15 protein-coding genes are annotated in these 23,420 nt (G+C 39.0%); 4 read left to right on the top strand and 11 right to left on the bottom strand.

Annotation, left to right across the window (positions count from 1 at the left end; all coding sequences use genetic code 11):
- Positions 1-35: 35 nt before the first annotated feature.
- The 3 genes from mfd to HXT44_RS03225 form a co-directional block, all read right to left on the bottom strand.
- Positions 36-3,644, bottom strand: coding sequence for a transcription-repair coupling factor (gene mfd / locus HXT44_RS03235; RefSeq protein WP_421783165.1), 3,609 nt, complete (start codon positions 3,642-3,644; stop codon positions 36-38).
- Entirely contained in the window at positions 3,634-4,233 is a 600-nt protein-coding gene (gene pth / locus HXT44_RS03230) for an aminoacyl-tRNA hydrolase (RefSeq protein ID WP_064340215.1), read from the bottom strand. Before pth ends, mfd begins: the two co-directional genes overlap by 11 nt.
- A gap of 139 nt (positions 4,234-4,372) precedes the next feature.
- Positions 4,373-5,425 (bottom strand): ABC transporter substrate-binding protein, encoded by a 1,053-nt coding sequence (locus HXT44_RS03225; RefSeq protein WP_421783163.1) that lies wholly within the window; start codon positions 5,423-5,425, stop codon positions 4,373-4,375.
- A gap of 309 nt (positions 5,426-5,734) precedes the next feature.
- Here HXT44_RS03225 and HXT44_RS03220 point away from each other — a divergent pair, with 309 nt between their 5' ends.
- Complete coding sequence (locus tag HXT44_RS03220) at positions 5,735-6,526, top strand: ABC transporter permease (RefSeq protein ID WP_421783161.1); 792 nt, start codon at positions 5,735-5,737, stop codon at positions 6,524-6,526.
- Between the two features lie 101 nt (positions 6,527-6,627).
- Here the strand turns inward: HXT44_RS03220 and HXT44_RS03215 are convergent, their stop codons facing one another.
- The 3 genes from HXT44_RS03215 to HXT44_RS03205 all read right to left on the bottom strand — a co-directional run bounded on the left by HXT44_RS03215 (position 6,628) and on the right by HXT44_RS03205 (position 11,993).
- Entirely contained in the window at positions 6,628-9,678 is a 3,051-nt protein-coding gene (locus HXT44_RS03215) for a UPF0182 family protein (RefSeq protein ID WP_421783159.1), read from the bottom strand.
- A gap of 321 nt (positions 9,679-9,999) precedes the next feature.
- The gene (locus HXT44_RS03210) at positions 10,000-11,289 is read right to left on the bottom strand and encodes a uracil-xanthine permease family protein (RefSeq protein ID WP_004119362.1); all 1,290 of its coding nucleotides are present in this window, start codon (positions 11,287-11,289) and stop codon (positions 10,000-10,002) included.
- Positions 11,290-11,627: 338 nt separating this feature from the next.
- Positions 11,628-11,993, bottom strand: a complete 366-nt coding sequence (locus tag HXT44_RS03205; protein WP_116431753.1) for a DUF488 domain-containing protein — start codon at positions 11,991-11,993, stop codon at positions 11,628-11,630.
- A gap of 221 nt (positions 11,994-12,214) precedes the next feature.
- Between HXT44_RS03205 and HXT44_RS03200 the strand changes: the two genes are divergently transcribed.
- Entirely contained in the window at positions 12,215-13,276 is a 1,062-nt protein-coding gene (locus HXT44_RS03200; RefSeq protein WP_033888753.1) for a YeiH family protein, read from the top strand.
- A gap of 102 nt (positions 13,277-13,378) precedes the next feature.
- On the opposite strand, the gene HXT44_RS03195 is transcribed toward HXT44_RS03200, so the two are convergent.
- The 4 genes from HXT44_RS03195 to HXT44_RS03180 all read right to left on the bottom strand — a co-directional run bounded on the left by HXT44_RS03195 (position 13,379) and on the right by HXT44_RS03180 (position 17,766).
- Positions 13,379-14,164 (bottom strand): L,D-transpeptidase, encoded by a 786-nt coding sequence (locus HXT44_RS03195; protein ID WP_421783156.1) that lies wholly within the window; start codon positions 14,162-14,164, stop codon positions 13,379-13,381.
- Positions 14,165-14,310: 146 nt separating this feature from the next.
- Complete coding sequence (ychF, locus tag HXT44_RS03190; protein ID WP_012914083.1) at positions 14,311-15,399, bottom strand: redox-regulated ATPase YchF; 1,089 nt, start codon at positions 15,397-15,399, stop codon at positions 14,311-14,313.
- A 54-nt stretch (positions 15,400-15,453) separates the two neighbouring features.
- On the bottom strand, positions 15,454-16,257 hold the full coding sequence (gene proC, locus HXT44_RS03185; protein WP_064621611.1) for a pyrroline-5-carboxylate reductase: 804 nt from the start codon (positions 16,255-16,257) through the stop codon (positions 15,454-15,456).
- 126 nt (positions 16,258-16,383) lie between these two features.
- Positions 16,384-17,766 (bottom strand): alpha/beta fold hydrolase, encoded by a 1,383-nt coding sequence (locus HXT44_RS03180; RefSeq protein WP_421783154.1) that lies wholly within the window; start codon positions 17,764-17,766, stop codon positions 16,384-16,386.
- A 117-nt stretch (positions 17,767-17,883) separates the two neighbouring features.
- Here HXT44_RS03180 and HXT44_RS03175 point away from each other — a divergent pair, with 117 nt between their 5' ends.
- Both HXT44_RS03175 and HXT44_RS03170 read left to right on the top strand, forming a co-directional pair.
- Positions 17,884-20,433 carry a sensor histidine kinase gene (locus tag HXT44_RS03175; protein WP_421783152.1) on the top strand — a complete coding sequence of 850 codons (2,550 nt, stop codon included), beginning with the start codon at positions 17,884-17,886 and terminating at the stop codon, positions 20,431-20,433.
- A 12-nt stretch (positions 20,434-20,445) separates the two neighbouring features.
- The gene (locus tag HXT44_RS03170; protein ID WP_410310459.1) at positions 20,446-21,219 is read left to right on the top strand and encodes a response regulator; all 774 of its coding nucleotides are present in this window, start codon (positions 20,446-20,448) and stop codon (positions 21,217-21,219) included.
- 81 nt (positions 21,220-21,300) lie between these two features.
- On the opposite strand, the gene HXT44_RS03165 is transcribed toward HXT44_RS03170, so the two are convergent.
- Entirely contained in the window at positions 21,301-23,253 is a 1,953-nt protein-coding gene (locus HXT44_RS03165) for a chromosome partitioning protein ParA (RefSeq protein ID WP_421783150.1), read from the bottom strand.
- Positions 23,254-23,420 lie beyond the last annotated feature (167 nt).

Here is a 23,420-nt window from a genome sequence, read left to right as displayed (position 1 = left end):
TTTTTTAACACTTATATTGCAACAGATATTACAAATCACCACGCTAAGTCTTCAAGTAATTGCTTAGACCACTTAAGAATATCTGATTCACTCATTGAACCAGCACCGAGTGAAGATTCAAAAGGAGCTGGAACAATAAACATATGAGTAAGAGGACGATACTGCAATCCTCTATAAATACGCTTCAAACGCATCATCACAGACTCTTTTGGATCGATGCCAACAACTCGTACTGATTTTCCTTGAGAGCTGATTTGCGTAATACCAATCTCGCGTGCTTTAAAACGCAAACGAGCAACATCACACAAAGACTCAAACTCTTCAGGCGGATTACCAAAGCGATCAAGAAGCTCATCGTGAAGTTCTTGCAAATCACTATTATCCTTAGCAGCAGCAAGCTTCCTGTACGCTTCCAAACGAAGCTTGTCAGAAGCAATATAATCAACTGGAAGAGAAGCTTCAACGGGAAGATCAATAGTTACGCAAACAGGCTCAACTCTTTCAGGTTCCTTATATTTTTCAACAGCTTCAGAAACCATACGAACATACAAATCAAATCCAACACCCTCAATGTGTCCACTTTGCTCATCTCCAAGCAAATTTCCAGTTCCGCGCAATTCCAAATCTTTCATCGCAACATCAAAACCAGAACCAAGCGCAGTATGCTGAGCAATTGTTGAGAGCCTATCGTGAGATTGTTGTGTCATAGACTTAGACGGATCATACAAAAAGTAAGCGTAAGCACGCTCATGACCTCTACCTACTCGACCACGAAGCTGATGCAACTGGCTTAAACCGAATCTATCTGCGTGATCGACAATAAGTGTATTCGCATTAGAAATATCAAGACCTGTTTCAATAATCGTCGTACAAACAAGCACATCAATATCTCTATGCCAAAAATCACGAATAACAGCATCGAGCTGCTTCTCGCCCATTTTTCCATGAGCAATAGCAACACGGACATCTGGCACAAGCTCCTGAATCTTACTTGCAACAGAACTAATATCTTCAACGCGATTATGGACGTAAAAAACTTGACCCCCACGCAACAATTCACGCTTAATGCACGCAGCAACTTGAGAATTATCATACGCACCAACGTATGTAAGCACTGGAAGCCTATCTTCTGGAGGAGTTGCAAGAGTAGACATTTCACGAATACCAGTTACAGCCATTTCAAGAGTTCTAGGAATTGGCGTTGCTGAAAGACTTAATACGTCAACGTTTGTGCGCAAAGCTTTGAGAGTTTCTTTATGTTCCACACCAAAACGCTGCTCTTCGTCAATAATAACCAAACCTAAATCTTTGAACTTTATACTAGGATTCAAAAGCTTATGCGTTCCAATAACAACGTCAATGCTTCCATCTTGCAATCCAGCTAAAGTTTCTTCAATCTCTTTAGAAGTTTGGAATCTACTCATTGCAGCAACTTTTACAGGGAATCCTTCAAAGCGATTTGTAAAAGTCTCGTAATGCTGCTGAACAAGCAAGGTCGTTGGAACTAAAACAACAACTTGCTTGGAATCCTGCGCAGCTTTAAAAGCTGCACGTAACGCAATTTCAGTTTTACCAAAACCAACATCTCCACAAATTAAGCGATCCATTGGGATTGGGTTTTCCATATCTGCTTTTACTTCGTCAATAGTTGTAAGCTGATCAGCAGTTTCTTGATAAGGAAATGCGTCTTCCAACTCTTTTTGCCAAGGAGTATCTTTACTAAACGCAAATCCGCGAGATTGCTGCCTTGCTGAATAAAGTTTAATAAGATTTTCAGCAATTTCATGAACATGCTTTTTAGCTTTTGCTTTAGTTTGAGCCCAGTCAGAACCTCCGAGCTTGTTAAGCTTTGGTATTTCTGCACCTATATATTTACTCACTAAATCAAGCTGATCAGTTGGAATAAAAAGCTTATCGTTAGGAGCGTTACGTTTGCTAGGAGCATATTCAATGACTAAATATTCGCGCGTTGCACTACCACCCGAAACAGCAATATTACGTTGCTTCATGCCGACAAAACGTCCAATACCATGCTGCTCGTGCACAACGAAATCACCAGGCTTTAGTTCCATTAGGTCGATTGCTTTGCGCCTGCGTTTTGGAGTTTTTAGTTGAGCTGATGCAGAAGATTTACCTGTCAGATCACGCTCTGTAAGAATCACGATACGCGCAACATTATCAATGAAGCCATCCGAAATACTTGAGCGCACTGTAGTAAATTCATGTACACCAGTCGCATATATAGCGCGCCTCAAGCGTGCAAGAGTACCAGAAGCCGCTGCAGTAATAGTTACAGCAAAACCATTGTCAACAAGAGAAGTGATGCCGCCAGAAACTTTCGATTCATCTCCTCGAAACTCTTGTGGCGCCGATGCTGGCAAAGCAATATTTCCATAAATTTGATTGTCAACACCAAAAGATGTTAATTTCCATACGTCATGATTAGACAATTCTAACGATGAAATCGTTTCATCAAAATCCAAGAAATTAGCTTGATCGAATGTTATTGGAGCTCCAGAACCGTGTCCAGAAGCAGCAACATGCCAACTAGCTGCTAAGAATTCGTTAGCTGTAGCAGTTACGTCATCTGCAGCTCTACGGCATTTTTCGGGATCAGATAGAATAATAACAGATTCCTTCGGAAGCATATTTTGCACTGATTCCATGCGATCCACTAGTGCTGGCAACAAAGACTCCATACCTTCTACAGGTATAGAATTTGCGATTGATTCAAGCATATCGTCAGCATTTGGAATTGCACCAATAAGAGAACGCGCACGCTTGCAAATTTTTTCTGTAATCTGAAGCTCACGGCAAGGCGTAGCCCAAATACTTGCAATATTATTGCCATAAGTACGCTGATCAGAAGCATGAAATTGCTTTATAGTATCAATTTCATCACCAAAAAATTCAATTCTCACAGGATGCGTCATCGTTGGCGCAAAAACGTCAATAATTCCACCACGAACAGCAAACTCTCCACGTTCCATAACCAAATCAACACGAGTATATGCGTTTTCTACCAAACGTTTCACAGCATATTCAAGAGTTAATTCTTTTCCGCACTCAAATAACAGAGGATCTATATCACCAATGCCTTCAACTATAGGCTGAATAAGCGATCGCACAGGCATAACCAACACGCGAATCGGACCAAAAAGTGATGTGTTATTTTCAGGATGGCAAAGCCTACGAAACACTGCAATCCTGCTAGCAACAGTATCTGCCCTAGGCGAAAGCCTTTCATGAGGTAACGTTTCCCACGCTTCTAATTTAGCAACGTCTTGAGCATCACCATCGTACCAATCACGCACAGACGCAATAAAATCTTCAGCATCTCTACTCGATGGAACAATAACAACAACTGGCTTTTTCTTAGCTAATGCAGCAACAATAGCAGAACGAATTCCAATAGGAGAAGAAATTGTTAAATCTTCACTTATTGAATCTAAATCTTTACGATTTTTATTTGCACTTTCGCAACAATAATCAGATATCGCATCAAGATCATATTCAGATAAAGCTTTAAAAAGTGAGTCCTTAGTTGATAAATCATTAAGAATATCTCTCAAGCTTATTACTGAAATATCATCAGTATTATCATTCTTGTCGTTTCTGATATTAGACCTGCTATCAGCGGCCATTAAACTTCTCCTGCGTTGCTGCTAATCCATGGAAAATAATACTCTCTGCAGCATCAGCACCATCTGCTAAAAAGTTTGGAAGATCAGATTTTTGAGCTGCAGCAAAACCTCCAAGAACCCAATTGACGGTATTATCGTGCGCGTGAGCACCACGCTGCGCATGACCAACACCCATTCTCACTCGAGAATATTGAGGAGTACCAAGAGAGCGATCGATAGAACGAATACCGTTATGTCCTCCCGCAGAGCCTCCTGCTTTTACTTTAATGCGCCCAAAATCTAAATCCATATCATCGTGAATTATCACAATATGATCTGGTTCTATTTGATAATAGGAGCTTATAGAAGATACTGCAGCACCAGAATCATTCATAAAAGTCAACGGTTTGGCAAGGAAAAACTTTGCTACGCGACCATCAAGATTCATAACACCTTTGCCAAGTTTAGCTAAACCTTTGTGATCCGAAAGAGATACTGACCAACGTTGTGCCAAAACGTCTGCAACCATAAAACCCATGTTGTGTCGAGTACCCTCATATTTTGTACCAGGATTTCCCAAGCCAGCAATAAGCCAAAAATCCGATGTCATGGCAGACCACTCCCCATTCAAATATTTAGCAAAACAACAAAACGGGCGCATCGATTGTAGATGAACGTAAAATCACAACTACTCGATACGCCCTTATATACTTCAGCCTATTCTATCAAGACTCAAGTCATTATGTTATTTATTTCAAAAATTCGTCAGTAGACAATTCTTTTGCTTGCGGAGTTTTATGAGTTACTTTGCCTTTAGAATCAGTGTAAGCACCTTCCTTACTTAAGAAGTTAAAGTAAGCTTGAGCGCCTTTAACATCAGTGGTTCCGAACACAAATTTTCCGCTTTTAATATCCGCGCGATTGCCCCAATATTGACCGTCAACAATCATCTTCATGCTACGCTTAACAAACTTTATGTCGAGATTAGCATCTTTTGCTTCTTTCACAAGAATTTCAGAAGCCTCATCAGGATGTTCATAAGCATATTCATATCCGCGCTTTGCAGCTTTAACAAATGCTCGAACAAGCTTAGGGTCTTTAGCTACAGTACGCTTATTTGCAATTATTCCAATAGTATCTGGCTGACCTGGCACACCGTAGTCGCCCTCCATGAAGCAGCGAAGCTTTGGTCCAAACATTTCAGACTGTACACCTTCCCAAGTGCCGTAGAAGCCACCAAAATCAGCTTTACCAGATTCAAGAGTTCTAAAAGTTGAAGTTCCAACAGTAACTTTGTCGAACTTACCTTGACCGCCATCGTGTTGAATCATCCTACGAATTACAACATCACCTTCAGCTGAACCAAAAGTTGCAAAAGTACGACCATCAAAATCTTTTGGAGAATGAATCTTATTGTTCGAAGCAAGTGAACACCAAATAGCACTTGGCTTTTGCTGAACTTGCATAACTTGCTCAAGATTTGCTCCCTTTGTTGAAAAATCAGCAGCATTTGTCAAAGTACTAAGAGCAAAATCAGCAACACCACTATCAACTGCGTGTTCCGAACCAGTCTGAGCAACAGCAAGTATATTGACATCTAATCCGGCATCTTTAAACCATCCTTTATGCTTAGCAACATAAATACCAATATGATTAGTATCCGGTGCCCAAAATAGCATAAACGACACTTTACGAAGATTTGCATTCTTACTACTACTTGCAGATCCACATGCCGAGAAAGAAAATACGCAGCACGCAGAAAGAATAAACGCAAGAGTACGCTTTACAATACGCATATTCATGAGTTCCCTACTTTGTTTCTTGTACCGTTCTTCTGGGAAAGTGACACGAACTCGGCAGAAAACGGTAACAAAGGGCCTAGCCCGCGCCGTTCAATGCCCCTGAGCAGATTCAATCTGCTACAGTTTGCCACACATTGACTCACGAAACATTTAGATTATGCATGATTAAATAGACAAATAAAAAATCTCGTACACTATTAAACTCACAGAAGTTGTGCGCTTCTAATAGAATGTACATGCTATTTGTAGTCTTAAATAATTCGGTTGGGGCAGCGATCGAAGTCATTTACAGAAAGGAATCGAGTTTTCATGACGCAATCGCGTTTTAAACGTATGCTAATTAAATATCTGCCAACTGTATTTTCTGTAATAGTTTTACTTGTTTTTTGGCAGTACGCATGCGAATATTATAAAATTTCGGAAAATTTGATTCCAACACCATCTTCAATTGCTCAATCAACAGCTGACGCTTTGCCAACTCTATTACCTGCAGCATTAATTACAACACAAGAAACAGTTATCGGTTTTTCTATTGCAATAGTAGTTGGAATTCTTTTAGGCGTTATTTTTCATGTTTGTAAGCTTGTTAAATCTGCTTTATTCCCGCTTTTATGTGCAGCACAAACTATGCCACTAATTTCTATTGCGCCAATTTTTTTGATTTGGTTTGGTTTTGAAATATCTGGAAAAATTGTAATCGTAATGGTTTTCAGCATGTTCCCTATTGCTGTGCAAACTATACGAGGTCTTGACGCTGTTCCAAGTTTTTATACAGATGTTGCTTTAACTTGTGGAGCAAGTAGAACTTGGACTTTGTGGCATGTTAAATTAAGGGTTGCAGCTCGCCAAATTTTTGGTGGCATACGCATTAGTGCAGCTTATGTTTTCGGAACTGCTTCAACTGCAGAATATTTGGGAGCTAAAGATGGGCTAGGAATTTGGCTTCAATTCGCTTATAACTCATTTAGAACACCACTTATTTTTTCTGCAACAATAGTAATAATAATTCTTACTGCGCTTCTTATGTGCATTGTTAATGCTTGCGAAAGAATTCTGCTTGGTTCAGTAGACGAAGATGATGATCCAGATAACCAATTATGAAATTGCATTAAAACAGCGCATGTGAGCTACAAAAGTAACGAAAATAACGCAATATTCGCTACTCTTGTAACTCACAAACTGATATATTAACGAAAACCTACTTACTTACCTGATTCTTCTTTCATTGCTTCATTAATAGCATCGCTCAACTCTTTTTGTGCCTTTCCGTAAGCTTCCCAGTTTCCGGATCGCATAGCAGAATCAGAATCTTTTAACGCTTGAGCCGCACGTTTAAGCGCTTCTTTAGCTTTTTGGCTCATAGAATGAGATTTTTCTGAATTCTTAGACTCATTTTCCTTAGAAGTACCTTCTTTAGAATCAGCATCCTTAGATTCATTATTTTCAGCAGCATTGTTTGAAGAAGAATTATTAGAAGCATCTCCAGCCAAAGCGCCCGAGTTTCCGCCAAATACTTGATTAAGTGCTTCATCTAACGTATCTGCAAATCCAACTTGATCTCCAAACGCAACTAACACCTTCTTAAGCAAAGGATAGCTAGTAGAACCGCTAGATTGCACATAAACAGGCTCTACATAAACCAGCCCACCGCCAAGAGGCAATGTAATCAAATTGCCGCGCTTAACTTTAGTAGAACCGGATTCAAGCAAATTCAATTCTTTAGAAACATTTGCATTAGCGTTGAAATTATTCTGAGCTTGACCAGGTCCTGGAACATTAGATATTTTAGGTAATTCTTGCAAACGAATCTTACCGTAATTTGGACCAATCTTTCCAGGAGTATCCCCCGCATCTGAATCAACAGACAAGAAACCAGTTAATATTTCACGAGTACTTTTACCTGCCGGAATATAAGTAGAAACAAGCGAAAATACTGGTTTCTTTGCGTCTCCAGTTTGCAAAGTCAAATAGTATGGAGGTTGCAAAATATCTTCTTTTTGTGCTTTTTGAGATTCAGTTGGATCAACAGGAATCTGCCAGAAGTCTTCTCCAGAGAAGAATTGGCTTGCTGTATCGACGTGATACTTTGCTAATAAGTGACGTTGAACTTTAAACAAGCTTTCTGGGTAACGCAAATGCTTCATCAAATCGCCAGAAATCTTAGAAATGTCATGATAATGACCTGGGAAAATTGAACGCCATGCTTTAATCACAGGGTCTTTCGTATCCCACACATACAAATCAACAGATCCATCATAAGCATCAACTGTAGCTTTCACAGAATTACGAATGTAGTTTGCGCGCTGATTTGTCAACCCTTTAATAGAATGAGAAGTTGTTGTTGTGGAATCTTGAGTTACCTTACCAAAATCAGTCATTTGAGAATAAGGGTAAGAATCAGAAGTAGTATAGCCATCAACAATCCACTTAACGCGACCATCTACTACTGCAGGATAAACTCGACCATCCAAAGTTAAGTAAGGAGCAACCTTAGACACGCGTGTCTTAGGATCACGATCATACAAAATTTGAGATTCAGAAGTCACACGGTCAGAAAAAAGAATCTGATCAGACTCAAATCTAATTGCATGCAAAAGTTTAGAGAAGAAGTTTCCTAAACTTGGACCACCATTGCCTTTGAAAGTAGTTAAAGCACCTTGAGAGCCAGTCGGATAATCAAACTCCCATGGAGATGTCCCTTTTGGAGAACCAACGATAGAATACTCAGGAGCATTTGGTGAGAAGTAAATACGCGGTTCATACTTTTGTGACTTAGTAAGTTTGCCTTGAGCAGGAATACCATACTCCATAAATTGTGGCTGTCCATCTGTTGTTACTTTATTTCCGTAAGCTGCAACAATTCCATAGCCATGCGTATAAACTGTATGATCATTAACCCAGTTTCGATTATCGTTGCCAGCTAAATCAAGCTCGCGCGCAGCAATAACCGTATCTTGACTTACACCGTCAATATCGTATTTATCAACTGAAAGCGTATCTGCGAAAGTGTAATATTGCTTCGATTGCTGCAATTGACGGAACGTTGGAGACGTAACTTGTGGATCTAACAAACGAATTTGCGCAGTTGACTCTGCTTCTTTTGATAATGCACCTGATTTACCTTTAGAAGTAGCGTTATACGATTCTTTCTTTACGTTATTTAGCCCGTAAGCAAACTTTGTTGCATCGATATTACGCTGAATATAAGTAGCTTCCAATTCCTGAGCATTAGGAGCAACTTTAAATCGCTGCACAAGTGCCGGCCAAGCGAAAGATATAACAATTGAGCAAACAATCATAAAAGCTAAAGCAATAATTGGTGTTTTCCATGCCTTAATTGCTGTTTTAAAACGCACTGAAATTGGTGCTTCTACAGATAAAGCATGAGATTTCATAAACCAAAATGCAATAACAGAACCAACTAACACTGTTATCACTGCCATTGCTATGCTTCCAGGAACACCAGCATTCATGTCAGTGTATGAGCCGCCTGTAATTCGAGATCCATCAAGAGTTACTAAAGCGAACATGTCTAAAATCTGTTGAAGTGCCCATGTCAAAATCACAAGCATAAACCATACAGAAATTTGTCTACGTGCTCGTTTTGTAATACTTAATATGCCTTTACCATCGATAGGCATACTAAAACGAATTGCTCCCATAAGAATGTGCGTAATAATAGAGAAAACAAGAGATATTACCAATAAAAGCACAAATGCGCTTATAAATAACCTTAATCCTGGAAGCACAAATACATAGAAGCCATTGTCAATTCCAAATTGCGGATCTTTAATGCCAAAAGGTTGGGCGTTAAACATTAACAAAATTTGCGCCCAATGATTGTAGAATTTAAATCCAAATACTGCGCCTACAATCAATGAAAAAATTCCTGCAACATGCAAAGCAAGCTTTGAACTAATTCCCTGCTTTAAATCAATAACATTGCCTTTAATTCGAATATAAGTTCCATCTGCATTGCTTGGACGCGCTTTTATTGCCAAAGCTGCAGACAAGTATCCAAAAGCAGACATTAATATTGCATAAAGCACCCAAACGCCCACTTTTGCTGCAAGCTGAATCCAAATAACACTTTCAAATCCAAGCTGCGAATACCACATGCAATCAGTTATGAACCTTGCGAGAGCAAATATTGCAGCTACAGCAAACGCGACAATTAACACTACTATCGCAAGAATCCACCTCCACTTTTTTGCAGTATAAGTAAATTTTGCAAAATTCAGATTAACTTTCATAGAACAATTTCTTTCATTCTTAAGCTTATTGTTGTTATCTTTCTCATCATCATTGAGAATATAGTCTGTACATTTTTGTTACTTTTATTGCTCGCACTGCTCTTACTATTTTTATTATTTTTAGCCATATATGCACCAGCAACAACCCACATAATGCCAATAATTACTTCTATGATGAGCTTCAACATAAGGTTAATGATACTATACTAATTATTCCCAATCTATATATTATGTAATCAAAATTAATTACAAAAAGCGCACCCGCAAGTTAATGCGAACGCGCTTAAAGCGATTAAATTAAATCAAATTGGAGTATTTAAGCTAGGCAACATCAGGATCATCTTTAGCAATCGTACCAGTAAGCTTTCCAATAGCCTTCAGTAAGTGGTATACAACCAACACCACAACGGTTCCGATTGCAATACCGTTGAACTGAATTCCAGAAATAGCAAACTGGAAGTTAGCAATACCAATAATCATAACGATTGCAGCAATCATAATATTCACTGGCTTATCGAAGTTAACTTTGTTTTCTACCCAGATTCTTACGCCAATCATGCCAATCATGCCGTAAAGCAAAGTGGTCACGCCACCAAGAACACCAGCTGGGATTGAATTTACAACAGCGCCAAACTTTGGGCAAAGGCTCAATATAAAAGCAAAAGCTGCAGCACACCAATAAGCTGCAGTAGAATAAACCTTTGTTGCAGCCATAACACCGATATTTTCACCGTACGTGGTGGTACCACAGCCGCCAAATAAACCAGCAATAGCTGTACCAAAACCATCTGCGAATAATGCAGTTCCAATCTTAGAGTCATAGTCGCGACCAGTCATTTGAGCTACAGACTTTACGTGACCAACATTTTCTGCAATGAGAACAAGTACTACCGGCAAGAACATAAGTAGAACAGAGAAATCAACTTGTGGCGTGTGGAATTTAGGAAAACCAATCCAAGAAGCTTCTTCAATCTTTTTAAAATCGACTTGACCTTGGAAGCATGCATAAGCGTAACCAACGAGAACACCTAAAAGAATATTTAAACGACCAAGAAGACCGCGAAATACTACAGCAATAAGCATTACAGCAACTAATGTCACAAGAGCTGTATCTGGAGCTTTCTGGAAGTTAGTCCAAACTGCAGGTCCTAAATTAAAACCAATAATTGCAACGATTGCACCGTTTACAACAGGTGGCATAATAATGTCAATCCACTTAGCTCCTGCAAAATGTACAAGCACACCTATAAGAGCAAGAAGCAAACCTGTGCACATAATGCCAAAGCTTGCAACTGCAATACCTTTATGAGCTGTTGTTACAGCCATAACAGGTGCTATAAGACCAAAAGAGCTTCCCAGATAACTAGGAAGCTTATTTGCGTTAATAAGTAAGAACAGTGCTGTAGAAATAGCAGTGAACATCAATGTTGTTGATGGATCAAAGCCCGTAAGAATAGGCACCAAGAACGTAGCACCAAACATTGCAATAACATGCTGAGCACCAATTCCAGCAGTACGAGTCCAAGTCAAACGCTCGTCTGGCTCTACAACTTCACCAGGCTTTAACGTTTTGCCATTACCGTGAAGCTGCCACGTGAATAATGAATTCATTTCTTCTCCTTGCAAAAACAAGCTATGCAAAATGTTGTGTAAAACAAGTGTCGCTAAAAAACAAGCACTCATTGAGCGCTGGGATGGCAGCTTCTGGGAGGTCCATTGCACCACCGACCCATATGCCAAAGGGACATTCTAATGTCGCAAAACGAAAGTGTCGAGCATAAGAAAAAAATTACAGTTTTGTTTTTTATTTTTGTTGGAATATCAAGCAAGGTCGGCGTGTTGAAAAGAATGCAATGAACACCAACTAAAGTTGATACTTACTAACTTATGTTTATAAAATAATTAAAGTTAAGCAAAGTTAAACAATCGCAAAATTAGTAAACACATACTCAAGCAAGTAATTTTTGTAAATATTCTTGCAAAACTAATGCGTGATTTACTTTTGGATTTTTTGCAGCATACAACAAAGTTATAGTTTGATACTTATTAAACAAATCCATAATCACACCAACAGCTTCATGATTTGAATCAAGTTCTTCAACATAACGATGTGAAAATTCTTCAAAATGCTCCGGGTCATGATTAAACCACTTGCGTAACTGCGAAGTAGGAGCAATATCTTTAAGCCATTTATCAATATGAGCATATTCTTTGCTTATACCACGCGGCCAAAGTCTATCAACCAAGACTCTCACACCATCATCTTTACTAATCGTTTCATACACACGCTTAATCTTCACAGTGCACTTGTTCATAAAATCTCCTTTATACGTTTACCATAATCGCAGCTTTATTTATTTTTTCAAGGAATTATTTACTAGCAAAAGATATCTGCGATATAAATTGAGTTATTATGTTCGATTATGTGATTTTATGTCGGCGTGTCGCGTTTATTTGCAGCAAAATTATATAAAATTTGCTTAATTTTTTTAATTTATGTTCGTTTTTGTCCGATTATGGGAGAATACTTGGCTAAATGGTTAATTTCTTTGATACATGGAAAAAGAAAATCTGCACCATCGATATGGCTCTTATTGCTGTATTGACACTTCTAGCTTCCTTTATTGGCAGCTGGCTTAAGCAGTACCCAGGTTTCCAATTACTTGGTGCTCTTATTATTGCGTTGCTTGTTGGCATGGCTCTGCAGCTGCCATTGCACGTGTACAAAATGAATAATGATTCAAGGCGAGCAGGCGTTAAAAGCGCTGCTGGTTTGATTGCAAACAAACTTCTTCGCCTAGGTATTATTCTCCTCGGATTTAAGCTGAATTTGCATGATTTGTTTACCAAGGGCATTAAATGCTTGCCTATTGCAGCTGTGTTAGTTGCAATAATGGTTTGCGTAACTTATAACATTGCTAAACTCTTGAAAGTAAATCCTCAGCTTGCAATGCTTACAGCAGGAGGCACAAGTATTTGTGGAGCTGCTGCAGTTATGGGTCTTTCTGGCTCAATGCCAGTTCTTCCAGAAGAGGAAGATGAGAAAGAACAGAACGAAGTTATGGCTGTTGCAACAGTTGCAATTATGGGCACTATTTACGCTCTTGCTGAAATCTTCATCCTGCCTAACTTTGGCATGACTAAGCAGCAGCTTGGCATTACAGCAGGTGCATCACTTCACGAAATTGCACATGCTGTTGCAGCTGGCGGAGCGTTCAATAGTATCGATGTTGCAACAATCATGAAGCTCTCGCGAGTTCTTATGCTCGTTCCAGCCTCCATCTTTATTGCAATTTGGTGGAATGCTCGTCATAGCAAAGTTGAAAATGGCGGAAAGCATAAGATTAGCTTCCCATGGTTTATGCTTGGCTTTATTGCAGCATCTGTTATTGGAACTTACGTTCCTTTCGTAGCAGCACACGCATCAACTCTTGTAGAAGCAGGATACGTTTTCCTTGGCATGGCTATGGCTGCACTTGGAATTAACGTAAACTTCCGAGCCATTTTCAAGCAAGGTCGCGCAGCATTTGCAGCAAGCTTCCTAGCTTCTATTGTTTTAGTTGCTTTGGCTTATGCAGCTGCAGTACTGTTCTTCTAAATAAAACATTACAAAATAGTTTTGCTTAACAAATGAGGGTCTTCGTTTGAAGACCCTCATTTTATATTCTCGATAATTTATTTTCGTGTATTCTTGAAAAATCTATCTAATATGCACAGCCGTTCCATCAGGAATATTTTTATAAAACCATTTGGCATCCGCAACACTTAAACGCACACAGCCATGCGATGCAGGCTTTCCAAGCTTCATGCCTTCCGACGGAATATATTCACCAAAGTTGTAGCGCGTTGGAACCGAATGGAATAAGTATTCTCCACCAATAAAACCAACCCAATAATCAGCACCAACTTTTTCCTCATGATTAAAGAAATGTTTTCCGCGCATATTAATGTGATAATCACCATGAGGAGTGGAATCATCCATTCCAGAACTCATAATCATTGTATATACAGTTTTACCATTGGCAAGAATATGCACTCGTTGCTTTTTTAAGTCCACATTAACTTTTAAGTCAGAAACTTTAACTCCTGAAAGATTTGGATATTCACCACCAGTAGGATGTTTCCAAAAAACATGATTAACCGTTGATTTATCTAACTTTTGTTTGCAATATTTATCGAAATATTTTTCAAACGACTTATTATCAGCAACCTCATTGTCTTTATTACCAAGATTGTTACTATAAGCATTTTTTTCGCGCTGAATTAATACAGAATTCTGCAATTTTGCGCTGTATCTAGACGAGTAAGAAACCATATTAACAGTTTCGAAAATAATAAAGCACAACCATGCAATCAGCAAAGAAGCTAATAAAACAGAAGACGTAATACGAGCAGCTTTAGAGCTTCTCCTCCACCAATTGCGCATTTTCGCAGCAATGCGAATGCACTTTTTAATGTCATTCATTATGTTACGAATAAACTGCATTATGTCTCCTATATAAATGCAAAAGCGTTGCATCCAATAGTTTAGCAGGAAATTATTAGATGCAACGCGCAAAAAGCAATATTTTTCACTTATTAATTCAGCAATATTAAATATGAATCATACTGCTTTTATTTTCGCAAACAATCTCATACGTTGAACTTAAATTCAACAATATCGCCGTCTTGCATCACATAGTCGCGACCTTCAAGACGAAGCTTTCCTTCTTCCTTAATTTTTGCCATAGAACCGTCAGCAGCAACAAAATCATCATATGACACAATTTCTGCCTTAATAAATCCACGCTCAAAATCAGTGTGAATCACACCAGCAGCTTGTGGAGCAGTCCAGCCTTTATGAATCTGCCAGGCGTGAACTTCCTTAACACCGGCAGTTAAATAGGTTTGAAGACCTAAAATATCGAATCCTACGCGAGCAAGTTGATCCAAACCAGATTCCTTCAAACCAGCATCTTCAAGCATTTCACGAGCATCTGCTTCGTCGAGCTCAGTAAGTTCGGACTCAAATTGAGCATTAAGGAATATTGCTTTTGCAGGAGCGACAGATGCAGAAAGTTTAGACTTTAAATCTTCATCAGCCAACTCCGAATCATCCACGTTAAACACGTAAATAAATGGCTTAGCAGTGAGCAAGTGCAAATCATACACGTCGTTTTTATCAATAAGCTTTTCGTTATGAGCCTGGTCAATAGTTTTGCCAGATTCAAGAATTTCCTTAGCTTTATTTACAGCGTCTACGTATTCTTGCGTAACTTTCTTACCGCGCAAATCTTTTTCAAGCTTTGGCAAAGCATTATCAATAGTTTGCATATCGGCAAGAATTAGCTCAGTATTAATCGTGTCAATATCGTCAGCAGGATCTACTTTTCCGTTAACATGCACAATATCGTCGTCATTAAACGCGCGAACAACTTCGCAAATAGCGTCTGCTTCGCGAATATTAGCAAGGAACTTATTGCCCAAGCCTTCACCCTCGGAGGCACCCTTAACAATTCCTGCAATATCAACGAAAGTAACTGTTGCTGGAACAATCTTTTCAGTATTAACTAATTTAGCTAAAACTGGAAGACGATGATCCGGAAGCGGAACAATACCAGTATTAGGCTCAATAGTTGCAAACGGATAATTCTCCGCCAAAACGTTGTTGCGGGTTAAAGCATTAAACATAGTGGACTTACCAACGTTTGGCAATCCAACAATTCCAATAGTTAAAGACATATTTACCTAGTTTAGACCAGCGCCGGGAAAGCCGACACAACTTGATTTTATTTACTATTTATTTTCAATAGCATCAACTGCAGCAATCACATCTCCCCTAAATCCGCGAGATTCTAGCTCAGCAACGCCACGAATAGTTGTTCCTCCAGGAGAGCACACTGCATCTTTCATAATCCCTGGATGAGTGCGCGAATCCATATATAACGCACCTACTCCTTCAATCATTTTTGCAGCCAAACGGTAAGCACAATCACGTTGCAAACCATATTTCACACCAGCATCGCCCAATGCTTCCATATACATTGCTGTAAAAGCTGGAGCACAGCTAGAAATACACATTGCAATATTCATATGATCACTATTCACTCGCTCTACCAAAGAAATTGGCTCAAATAAAGCACTAAACATTGAAAGTTGACTATCACTAAGCGTATGAGTAGTTTCAGCTAAAGTCACGCCTTGGCAGACCGCAATAGGAGTATTCGGAATAATGCACTGAACATGAGCATTCTTGCCAAGCAGTTCCATGTAACGCTCAAGCGTCCAACCGGCTGCAACGGAAATAACAGCAATACCTCGTTCATTAATAACTTCACAAATTGGCTTAAGCACTTCAGCAACCTGATACGGCTTTACAGCAATAATAATCACATCACTTGCTTCACACACTTCTTGAGCAGTACGCATAGCGCGAGCGCCAATTAGTGAAGTATTACGCTCGAGTTTTTCAAAATTATGCGCGCACGCAACAATATTTTCACCTTGCAATACTCCTGCATTCAGCGCACCTTTAGCGATTGCTTGTGCCATATTGCCATAGCCTATAAAACCAACAGTTCCAGATACACAAGTACCCATACATGACCCCCTTTAGCGCATTGATAAAACAGTAGTGCACTCATTACTAAGCAAACAGATGTATAGCATAGCAAAGAGTGCACTATAATCATTGCGCATATTAAAATTATTACCTTTGTATACGGCTTATCTCTTGTAAATTCCCTCTAAATCGCCGCGATTCAACGCCTCATCAAACAAATGACGGAAAACAATATCTCCATGTAAACCATCATGCTCAAACTCGTTCGTCGTCCAATAGTGAGAGTTGGCAATATGAGAAAGAGTGTCAAGCTGAAGACCAGAATCTACGTACATGTCATCAAAGTAAACTGCAGATTGCAATGGAACTTCGTTATTAGCAAGTTGATCTTGATCGTAAATTTTGCCAAACTGCTTATCTTTCATCAAGCAGTCAACAGCTGGAAGGAATGGTTGCAAAGCAAGCTCTTGATCATACATCCAAGGGAACATTGCTTCGCCAGTGAAAAGAAGCGGACGTGCAGAACCAGAAAACTCTGGCATAGTTTCTCGAACCTGCTGGGCAGCCCACAAAATTGGGTGTTCCAATTCACCGTCAGCATAAATAAATTCTTGCAGCGGCCAATAAAGTGGACTAGAAGCTGTAGAATCCATGACACCGTACACAAATTCGTCACTTAAGCTACCTGCAGAAGCTCCTCCGCCGTGCTTAAATGCTTTCAAGGAACCATCACCATCTGCAAACGCAGAATCAAGAAGCCAGTGCACTCGCTCAAAACTTGGTTTCATACCAAAGGAAGAGCCCAACATTTGGAATCGTTCAACCGTAAGCTTCTCGCCATTTGGAAGCGCAACATCACCTTGCGCAATACGATCTGCAATAGCAGCAGCACGAGCAACATCCTGCGGATAACGCTCATAGAATTGCTCCGTTTTTCGAGCCATGCGTGGGAAAGTATGCTCGTATACTTCACGCGCATTTGCTGGAACATGAGGAATACCACCAGTTGTAAAGCTTGCAATCAAGCCTTGTGGGAAAAGCGACAAATAAGTAAGCGTTAAGAATCCGCCATAACTTTGCCCTAAAGAAACCCACGGCTTAGCATCAAACTCAGTAAGACGCAAATGCTCAAAATCACGAATAATAGAGTCAGCCAAGAAACGCTTTAAATACCATGCTTGTCGCTCAACGCTTACACCGTCATCTGCCATGCGCTTCATAGTTGAAGCGTCCACTCTTGAAGAACGCCCAACACCACGCTGATCCGGCAAGACTACGCGAAAATGTTTAATAGCTTCTTGAATCCAACCATCACTAGAAGGCGAAAGTGGTCGCGGACACTGCCCACCAGGACCTCCTTGCAAAAATACTAACAAAGGCAAATTATCATGTACATGCTCAGGAGCACAAACTATTCTACAAAACAATCGAATTGTTTCACCTTTAATAGCACCACCAGGAGTGTTTCCTTCCCAATCAAGCGGCACGTCAATTGCGCGTTCTTCGATATGCAATCCCGGAACATAATAGCTTGTAAGTAATGCCATATTAATACTGCCTTTCTGTACTCGCGTGCTACATTGCAACTACAAATTACACACTCTTATATAAATCATACTCAAGTTCGATTGTTCTATAAAGTGCTATGCACTAGCCTAGTAATTATGAAAGTACCTAATATGTTTCAAAGTGTTATACAGTGCTTACGAAAAGAGCTCTCATTAAACGACATATTATGGGGTATCATTCCATTTATTCTTTTTATACTTTCAAGCGATAGATATAGTATAAGCTATGTTGACGGTTTTTTGACACAAAGTTCTCTGATTACAGTAACGCTTATAAATATTGTTGTTGCACTACTACTTTCAGTACGAAAACTATGGCCTGAACAAACGGCTACTATTTTTATTGTTATTTGCATTGTGCAAGTAATCTTTGGTCCTACTCAACTTTTTGCTGATTTCTTTGGTTTCGTACTGCTTGTTAACGCTATTGCGCGAGGAAATCCAGAACATTCAAAAGCTTTTGTTATTGCATCTTACGTAACAACCGTATTATCTTGCGCATTAATATCGTGGAATGTTGTAATGGGACCAATATATGGCAATAATCATTCGAAATCTAGTTATACTTGCAGTGTACGAAATATAGATAGCAGCAATATAAAAAATTGCGTTTCAAATATACTTAATTTTGCAATTCCTTCAATAATTTTTGCGATTATTACTACCACTATTACGATTATTATTGGCTACTGGCAGCGCACTCACGTGCATACTATTCAACTTTTACAAGATCACAATAATTCTATTCGCGCATACCGCAAAAAAGCTCAGCATATTGCTGTTACTGCAGAACGCGCAAGAATTGCCAGAGATATGCACGATATTGTTGCTCACACGCTTTCTATTATTATTGTGCAAGCAGATGGTGGTCGTTATGCAGCAACCAAAGATATTTCGCTTGCTAAAAAAACAATGCATATTATTAAAAACGAAGCCGAGCGAGCCGTTCACGATATGCGCCGACTTCTAGAAGCTTTAACAGACGCTCCATCGGGTCAATTGGACTTCAATCACGTGCCTTCTCTTATTGAGCAAGCAAAAATTGCATCTCCTAAAAATATTTTTTGGCACACTGTTGATGGCATAAATTCTCAAAATAGGCTTAACGCGGACGCACAAACCGTTGCATACCGCGTTGTTCAGGAGTCTCTTACTAATATTCGAAAGCATGCAGGAGATGGCATTAAGATAAACATTCACGAACAGTGGAAGGACCAAGGCTTAACACTAAAAATTACAAATGAAATAAACAAGCTAGAAGCTAATCAAGAGCGAAATAGCGGTGCGCAGCATAAAAACGGTTATGGTTTGATTGGCATGAAAGAGCGAATTGAAAATCTTCACGGAACGCTTGATTACGGAAAAATGAATGATGGAACGTTTAGTATTGTTGCTTTTATTCCATATTCCTACAGCGCAGACCAGTCAAACAGTACTGCTTCTGTATTAAATAGTATTCATAACGTTACTCATAAGAATGCAAAAGTTAATAATCAAGCAGAAGCACAAACAAAACCGGAAAATGCAAACGTTTCAACATCATCGGAAGTTTCGACAAACGTTTTGCCATACGTTTTACCAGAAGCAAATACTTCAAAAAATAGGATTGAGAAAGTATCACAATGGTTTGAACAACATTGGCTTATTGGAGACATTATTTATGCATCACCTTGGGTTGTTATGATGCTCTTTCTGCCAACCTACGATTTTATTGTTGGAGTTGGAATGTCTTCACAATATTCCAACTCGCTTTCATTACAAATACTTTATAAAGTATTTACTCTTACAACCATGGTGCCATTCATGTTTCGCAGAAAAGCTCCAACCGCATGCGCAATTGTTGCAGCAGTATTTTCTGCAATACAGCTTATACTCTTGCCGAATATTTTATTCGCTAATTTTTTCATACCAAATATTATTTACGCTGCTGTGCTCTACGGTAAAAAACGCGCATGGCAATGGGTTAGCGCAGTAGTGCTTGCCGAATCTGCTATTTTCGCCGTAAAAATTGGTATTTCATCAAAAAATATTCCACAAACTGAAACTCCAATACGATTCTTTACATCAAATATTGCCACAACCAATTTTTATGACTTTATGCAATTTGCGTCCGTTGGATTAGTTTTTGGTTTTATAGTTGCGTTAATTTGTTTTGCGGCCATTGCATTTGCTTATTCCCGCAGAAACGATGACAATAATTTGCTGATTCTAAAAGCGCGCAGAACAGAATTAGAGCAAGAGCAAAAACAGCTAGAAGTACTTGCAGCTAACGCAGAAAGGCAACGACTTAGCTCAAATATTCAGCAAAAAGTTGCTATTACATTGCATAAAGTAATCGATGCCGCAAATAGCGGAATTGATATGCTAAATAAATACGAAAAAACAAATAGCAATGCAGAAAATCGAAAGTTATCAGAACCAAAGCAATCACAGGAACAAAGTGAAGAAATTAGTAAAGCCTTTAAAAATATTGGAGATGAAGGTCGTTCGGCACTGAAATATATGCGAAAATTGCTTGGAGTTTTGCGAGAAACAGGTTCAAGCGTTCATTCAGCAAATAATGCTGCGAATGTAACTGAGATTGCTATTCGCCCTGCTGCCCCACTTGATGAGCAAATTCAACACAACGCATTAAATAAGCAATAGTAAGTTGATACTATGGAAAATATGGAAAACAATGAAGTAATTCGCGTTGCAATAGCAGACGATCAGGAGCTTGTGCGAGCAGGATTTGCGATGGTAATAAATTCGCAGCAAGATATGCACGTTGTATCTCAGGCTTCTAATGGATCACAAATTGTGGAGCTTTCTAAAAGCCAAAATCCAGACATTATTCTTATGGACGTTCGCATGCCTGTAATGGACGGATTGGAAGCAACTCGCAAAATTCTGCAGCAAAAAACTAACGAAAATACTAAAATTATTATTCTAACAACTTTTGATTTAGACGAATATGTTATGGCTGCAATTCATGCTGGTGCTTCCGGGTTCCTTTTGAAAGATACTGAACCTGAAACTTTGCTTAATTCAATACGAACAGTGTATCAAGGAAACGCAATTATTGCTCCGACTGCTACGAAGCGTTTGATTGAAAATATGATTCAGCAAGGCAAAGTAGCAACAAATACTACAGAAAACAGTGCTGCGAATTACACTGCACAAGTAAGTTACGACGTACAAGCAAATCCGGCTGCGCAAGAAACACAAAGTTGCGCGTACACAAATTCAGCTATTACAGAACTTACTGATAGAGAACGCGAAGTTCTTGTTGAAATTGCTCACGGACTTTCAAATCAGGAAATTGCTGACAAACTATTTATTAGCTTACCAACAGTTAAAACTCATGTTGCGCATATTTTAGGAAAAATCGGTGCTCGAGACCGCGTGCAGGCTGTAGTTTTCGCTTACGAAAATGGCTTAGTTAAGTCGTAAGCATATAAAAATGCGGCTATTTATGCATAGACACAAATAGCCGCAAATTCAGATTATCAACGTACCGAGTAGTTTTTTAATTTATGCTCTCGGAAGGCGACGGTGACGCATAACAGTAACGCCGGCAGCAGCAGCTCCAGAAATGGTTAGCACACCCAAAACACCCAGCATTATAGTGCTAAGCATATTGCCAGAAGACTTGTTCTCGGCTGTAGCACTAGCTTGAGCTTGTGGCTTATTGCTTTCAACAGGAGTCTTTTCTTCAACTTCCTCAGTTTCACCATTATTATCTTCAGGCTTCTTCGAGTTTTCTTCTGAAACTTGAGATTCAGTTGACTTATCTGCTTGCGAAGTATTGTTCGACGGAGCCACAGCAGCTGAAGTACTAGCAGCAGCTGGAGCATGAGATGCAACTGCGGAAGAAACACTTTTAACCAATTCAGCAGCTGGAGTTACTGCCTTCTGAGTATTTGCAACAGTAGGATTTTCTGCAGGTGCTACAGGAACTACAGGTGCAGAAGGCGTTGCAGGAGCTGAATTATCTTCAACCTGAACTGCTGGCACTACTGGGGTAGCAGGAACAACAGAAGCAGGTGGCATAGCTGGAGCTTTAATAGACGGAGCTGGAATCTTAGATTCAGGCACTGTAGGAACTGGAGCAGTTACTTTCGGAGCAGATGCTTCAGGAGGTACAGGTACTGGAGCAACATGCTCTTTAGATTCAGAATCAGAAGGTACTGGAGCAACAGGATTAGTCTGTTTTTCAGATTCTTTGGCATTATTATTACCATCAGAGCTGCTACCACTTTGCTGATTCTTTTGAACTTTTTCCTGTTCCAATTGAGCTTTGAGGGCAGCAACTTTAACTCTAGCTTCCTCAAGATTCTTTTCTGCGTCCTTTAAAGAATCCTCAGCTTTCTTCTTTAAATCACTTTTCTCAGTTTTCTGCTGAATCTGATTGTTTTTAAATGTTTTAGCGCCTTCAAAGCCATTTCTTAATGATTTAATTTTTTCATCTAGTTTCTTTTTGTCGTCAACTAACTTATAGTTCTCAACAATATTATTAAGAAGCTTTGTTTCAGACTCTGCTTTCTTTACTTCAGAATCTTTACTGTTAGAAGCTTCAAGCTTACTAGCTACATTTTTCTTAGACTCATCAATTTGATCTTTAATCTTTTTAAGTTCTTCATCTGCTTTTTCAAATTCTTGTTTTGCTGTTGTGAAAAGAGTCTCTAATTCGTTCAAAGCTCTTTCTTTATCAGCAACAAGTTTCTTATTTTCTTCAACTTTTTTGCTAAGCGAAACTTGATCATTAGAGACTTTTCTAAACTGGTCCGCTAGAGAATAAATATTACCGGCATCGTTTTGATCAACTTTTTCTAACGCAGTTTCTAATTCACTGATTTTTGTATCATACTCTTTAATTTGAGCAGAATCGCTTGCAATAGATTCCTTAAGATTATCTACTTCTTTGTGAAGATTTGAAATCTGTGATTCATATTGTTTTATGTTAGCTGCAGCTCTTTCTTTTGTTTGACTTTTTTCTTCTTCGTCACTTTGCAAAGCATCAAGAGCAAATTTTGCATTATCATATTGCTCTTTTAAAAGTTCATATGCGGCTTTTAATCCAATAAGTTCGTTATCCTTTTCTTCTTTGGATTTTTCAAATTCTGCAATTTTTACTTTTGCAGCTTCGGAATCCATTTTCAATGCATTTTCAGCTTCTAAAAGTTCCTTTTCCTTATCTTTCTCAACGTTTTCAAATCTTTTTTCAGTTTCAGAGATTTTATTTAAAAGATCGTCAAATTCTGCAACTTTTTTCTTATACTCTTCAATTTGAGCTTCTAATTGCTGAACCTGCTCTTCAGCTTTTTCAATTGCTTCTTCAGTAGATGCTTTTGCAGTCACCTCTGTTTGAGCTTGCGTATTTTGTACAACCTCAGCAGCTTCTTGCGCCCATGCTGGCATTGGACCTTGCAGGAACAAAACAAATCCTGCGATTGCTGCGGCAGATTTTTTCTTGACCGTTACCATATTTGTTACTCCTTGCTCGTAGCGGCCTTCATGTCTAACTTATGTCAGCAGTCATTTTGAGCATAACAAAGAAATAAATACATTTTCAATGCCATTTATTCGGAATATTTCCGATAAAACTTGTCATGATGAATAATAATCGTATTATTTTTGAATATTACTAATAA

Origin of the sequence: Gardnerella sp. DNF01198P (assembly GCF_049244165.1) — a bacterium.
Lineage (GTDB): Bacteria > Actinomycetota > Actinomycetes > Actinomycetales > Bifidobacteriaceae > Bifidobacterium > Bifidobacterium swidsinskii.
Note: the sequence above shows the minus strand (reverse complement) of the source record. Positions and strands in the feature narration are given on the sequence as shown.

Excerpts from the sequence above, each read along its gene's own strand:
- ychF (WP_012914083.1), bottom strand. The coding sequence starts at position 15,399 with ATGTCTTTAACTATTGGAATTGTTGGATTGCCAAACGTTGGTAAGTCC.
- proC (WP_064621611.1), bottom strand. The coding sequence starts at position 16,257 with ATGGGTACTTGTGTATCTGGAACTGTTGGTTTTATAGGCTATGGCAAT.
- pth (WP_064340215.1), bottom strand. The coding sequence starts at position 4,233 with ATGACATCGGATTTTTGGCTTATTGCTGGCTTGGGAAATCCTGGTACA.
- HXT44_RS03180 (WP_421783154.1), bottom strand. The coding sequence starts at position 17,766 with ATGGCATTACTTACAAGCTATTATGTTCCGGGATTGCATATCGAAGAA.
- HXT44_RS03210 (WP_004119362.1), bottom strand. The coding sequence starts at position 11,289 with ATGAATTCATTATTCACGTGGCAGCTTCACGGTAATGGCAAAACGTTA.
- HXT44_RS03165 (WP_421783150.1), bottom strand. The coding sequence starts at position 23,253 with ATGGTAACGGTCAAGAAAAAATCTGCCGCAGCAATCGCAGGATTTGTT.
- HXT44_RS03195 (WP_421783156.1), bottom strand. The coding sequence starts at position 14,164 with ATGCAGTTTATTCGTAACATAATGAATGACATTAAAAAGTGCATTCGC.
- HXT44_RS03220 (WP_421783161.1), top strand. The coding sequence starts at position 5,735 with ATGACGCAATCGCGTTTTAAACGTATGCTAATTAAATATCTGCCAACT.
- HXT44_RS03175 (WP_421783152.1), top strand. The coding sequence starts at position 17,884 with ATGAAAGTACCTAATATGTTTCAAAGTGTTATACAGTGCTTACGAAAA.
- HXT44_RS03200 (WP_033888753.1), top strand. The coding sequence starts at position 12,215 with ATGGTTAATTTCTTTGATACATGGAAAAAGAAAATCTGCACCATCGAT.
- HXT44_RS03205 (WP_116431753.1), bottom strand. The coding sequence starts at position 11,993 with ATGAACAAGTGCACTGTGAAGATTAAGCGTGTGTATGAAACGATTAGT.
- HXT44_RS03215 (WP_421783159.1), bottom strand. The coding sequence starts at position 9,678 with ATGAAAGTTAATCTGAATTTTGCAAAATTTACTTATACTGCAAAAAAG.
- mfd (WP_421783165.1), bottom strand. The coding sequence starts at position 3,644 with ATGGCCGCTGATAGCAGGTCTAATATCAGAAACGACAAGAATGATAAT.
- HXT44_RS03225 (WP_421783163.1), bottom strand. The coding sequence starts at position 5,425 with ATGAATATGCGTATTGTAAAGCGTACTCTTGCGTTTATTCTTTCTGCG.
- HXT44_RS03170 (WP_410310459.1), top strand. The coding sequence starts at position 20,446 with ATGGAAAATATGGAAAACAATGAAGTAATTCGCGTTGCAATAGCAGAC.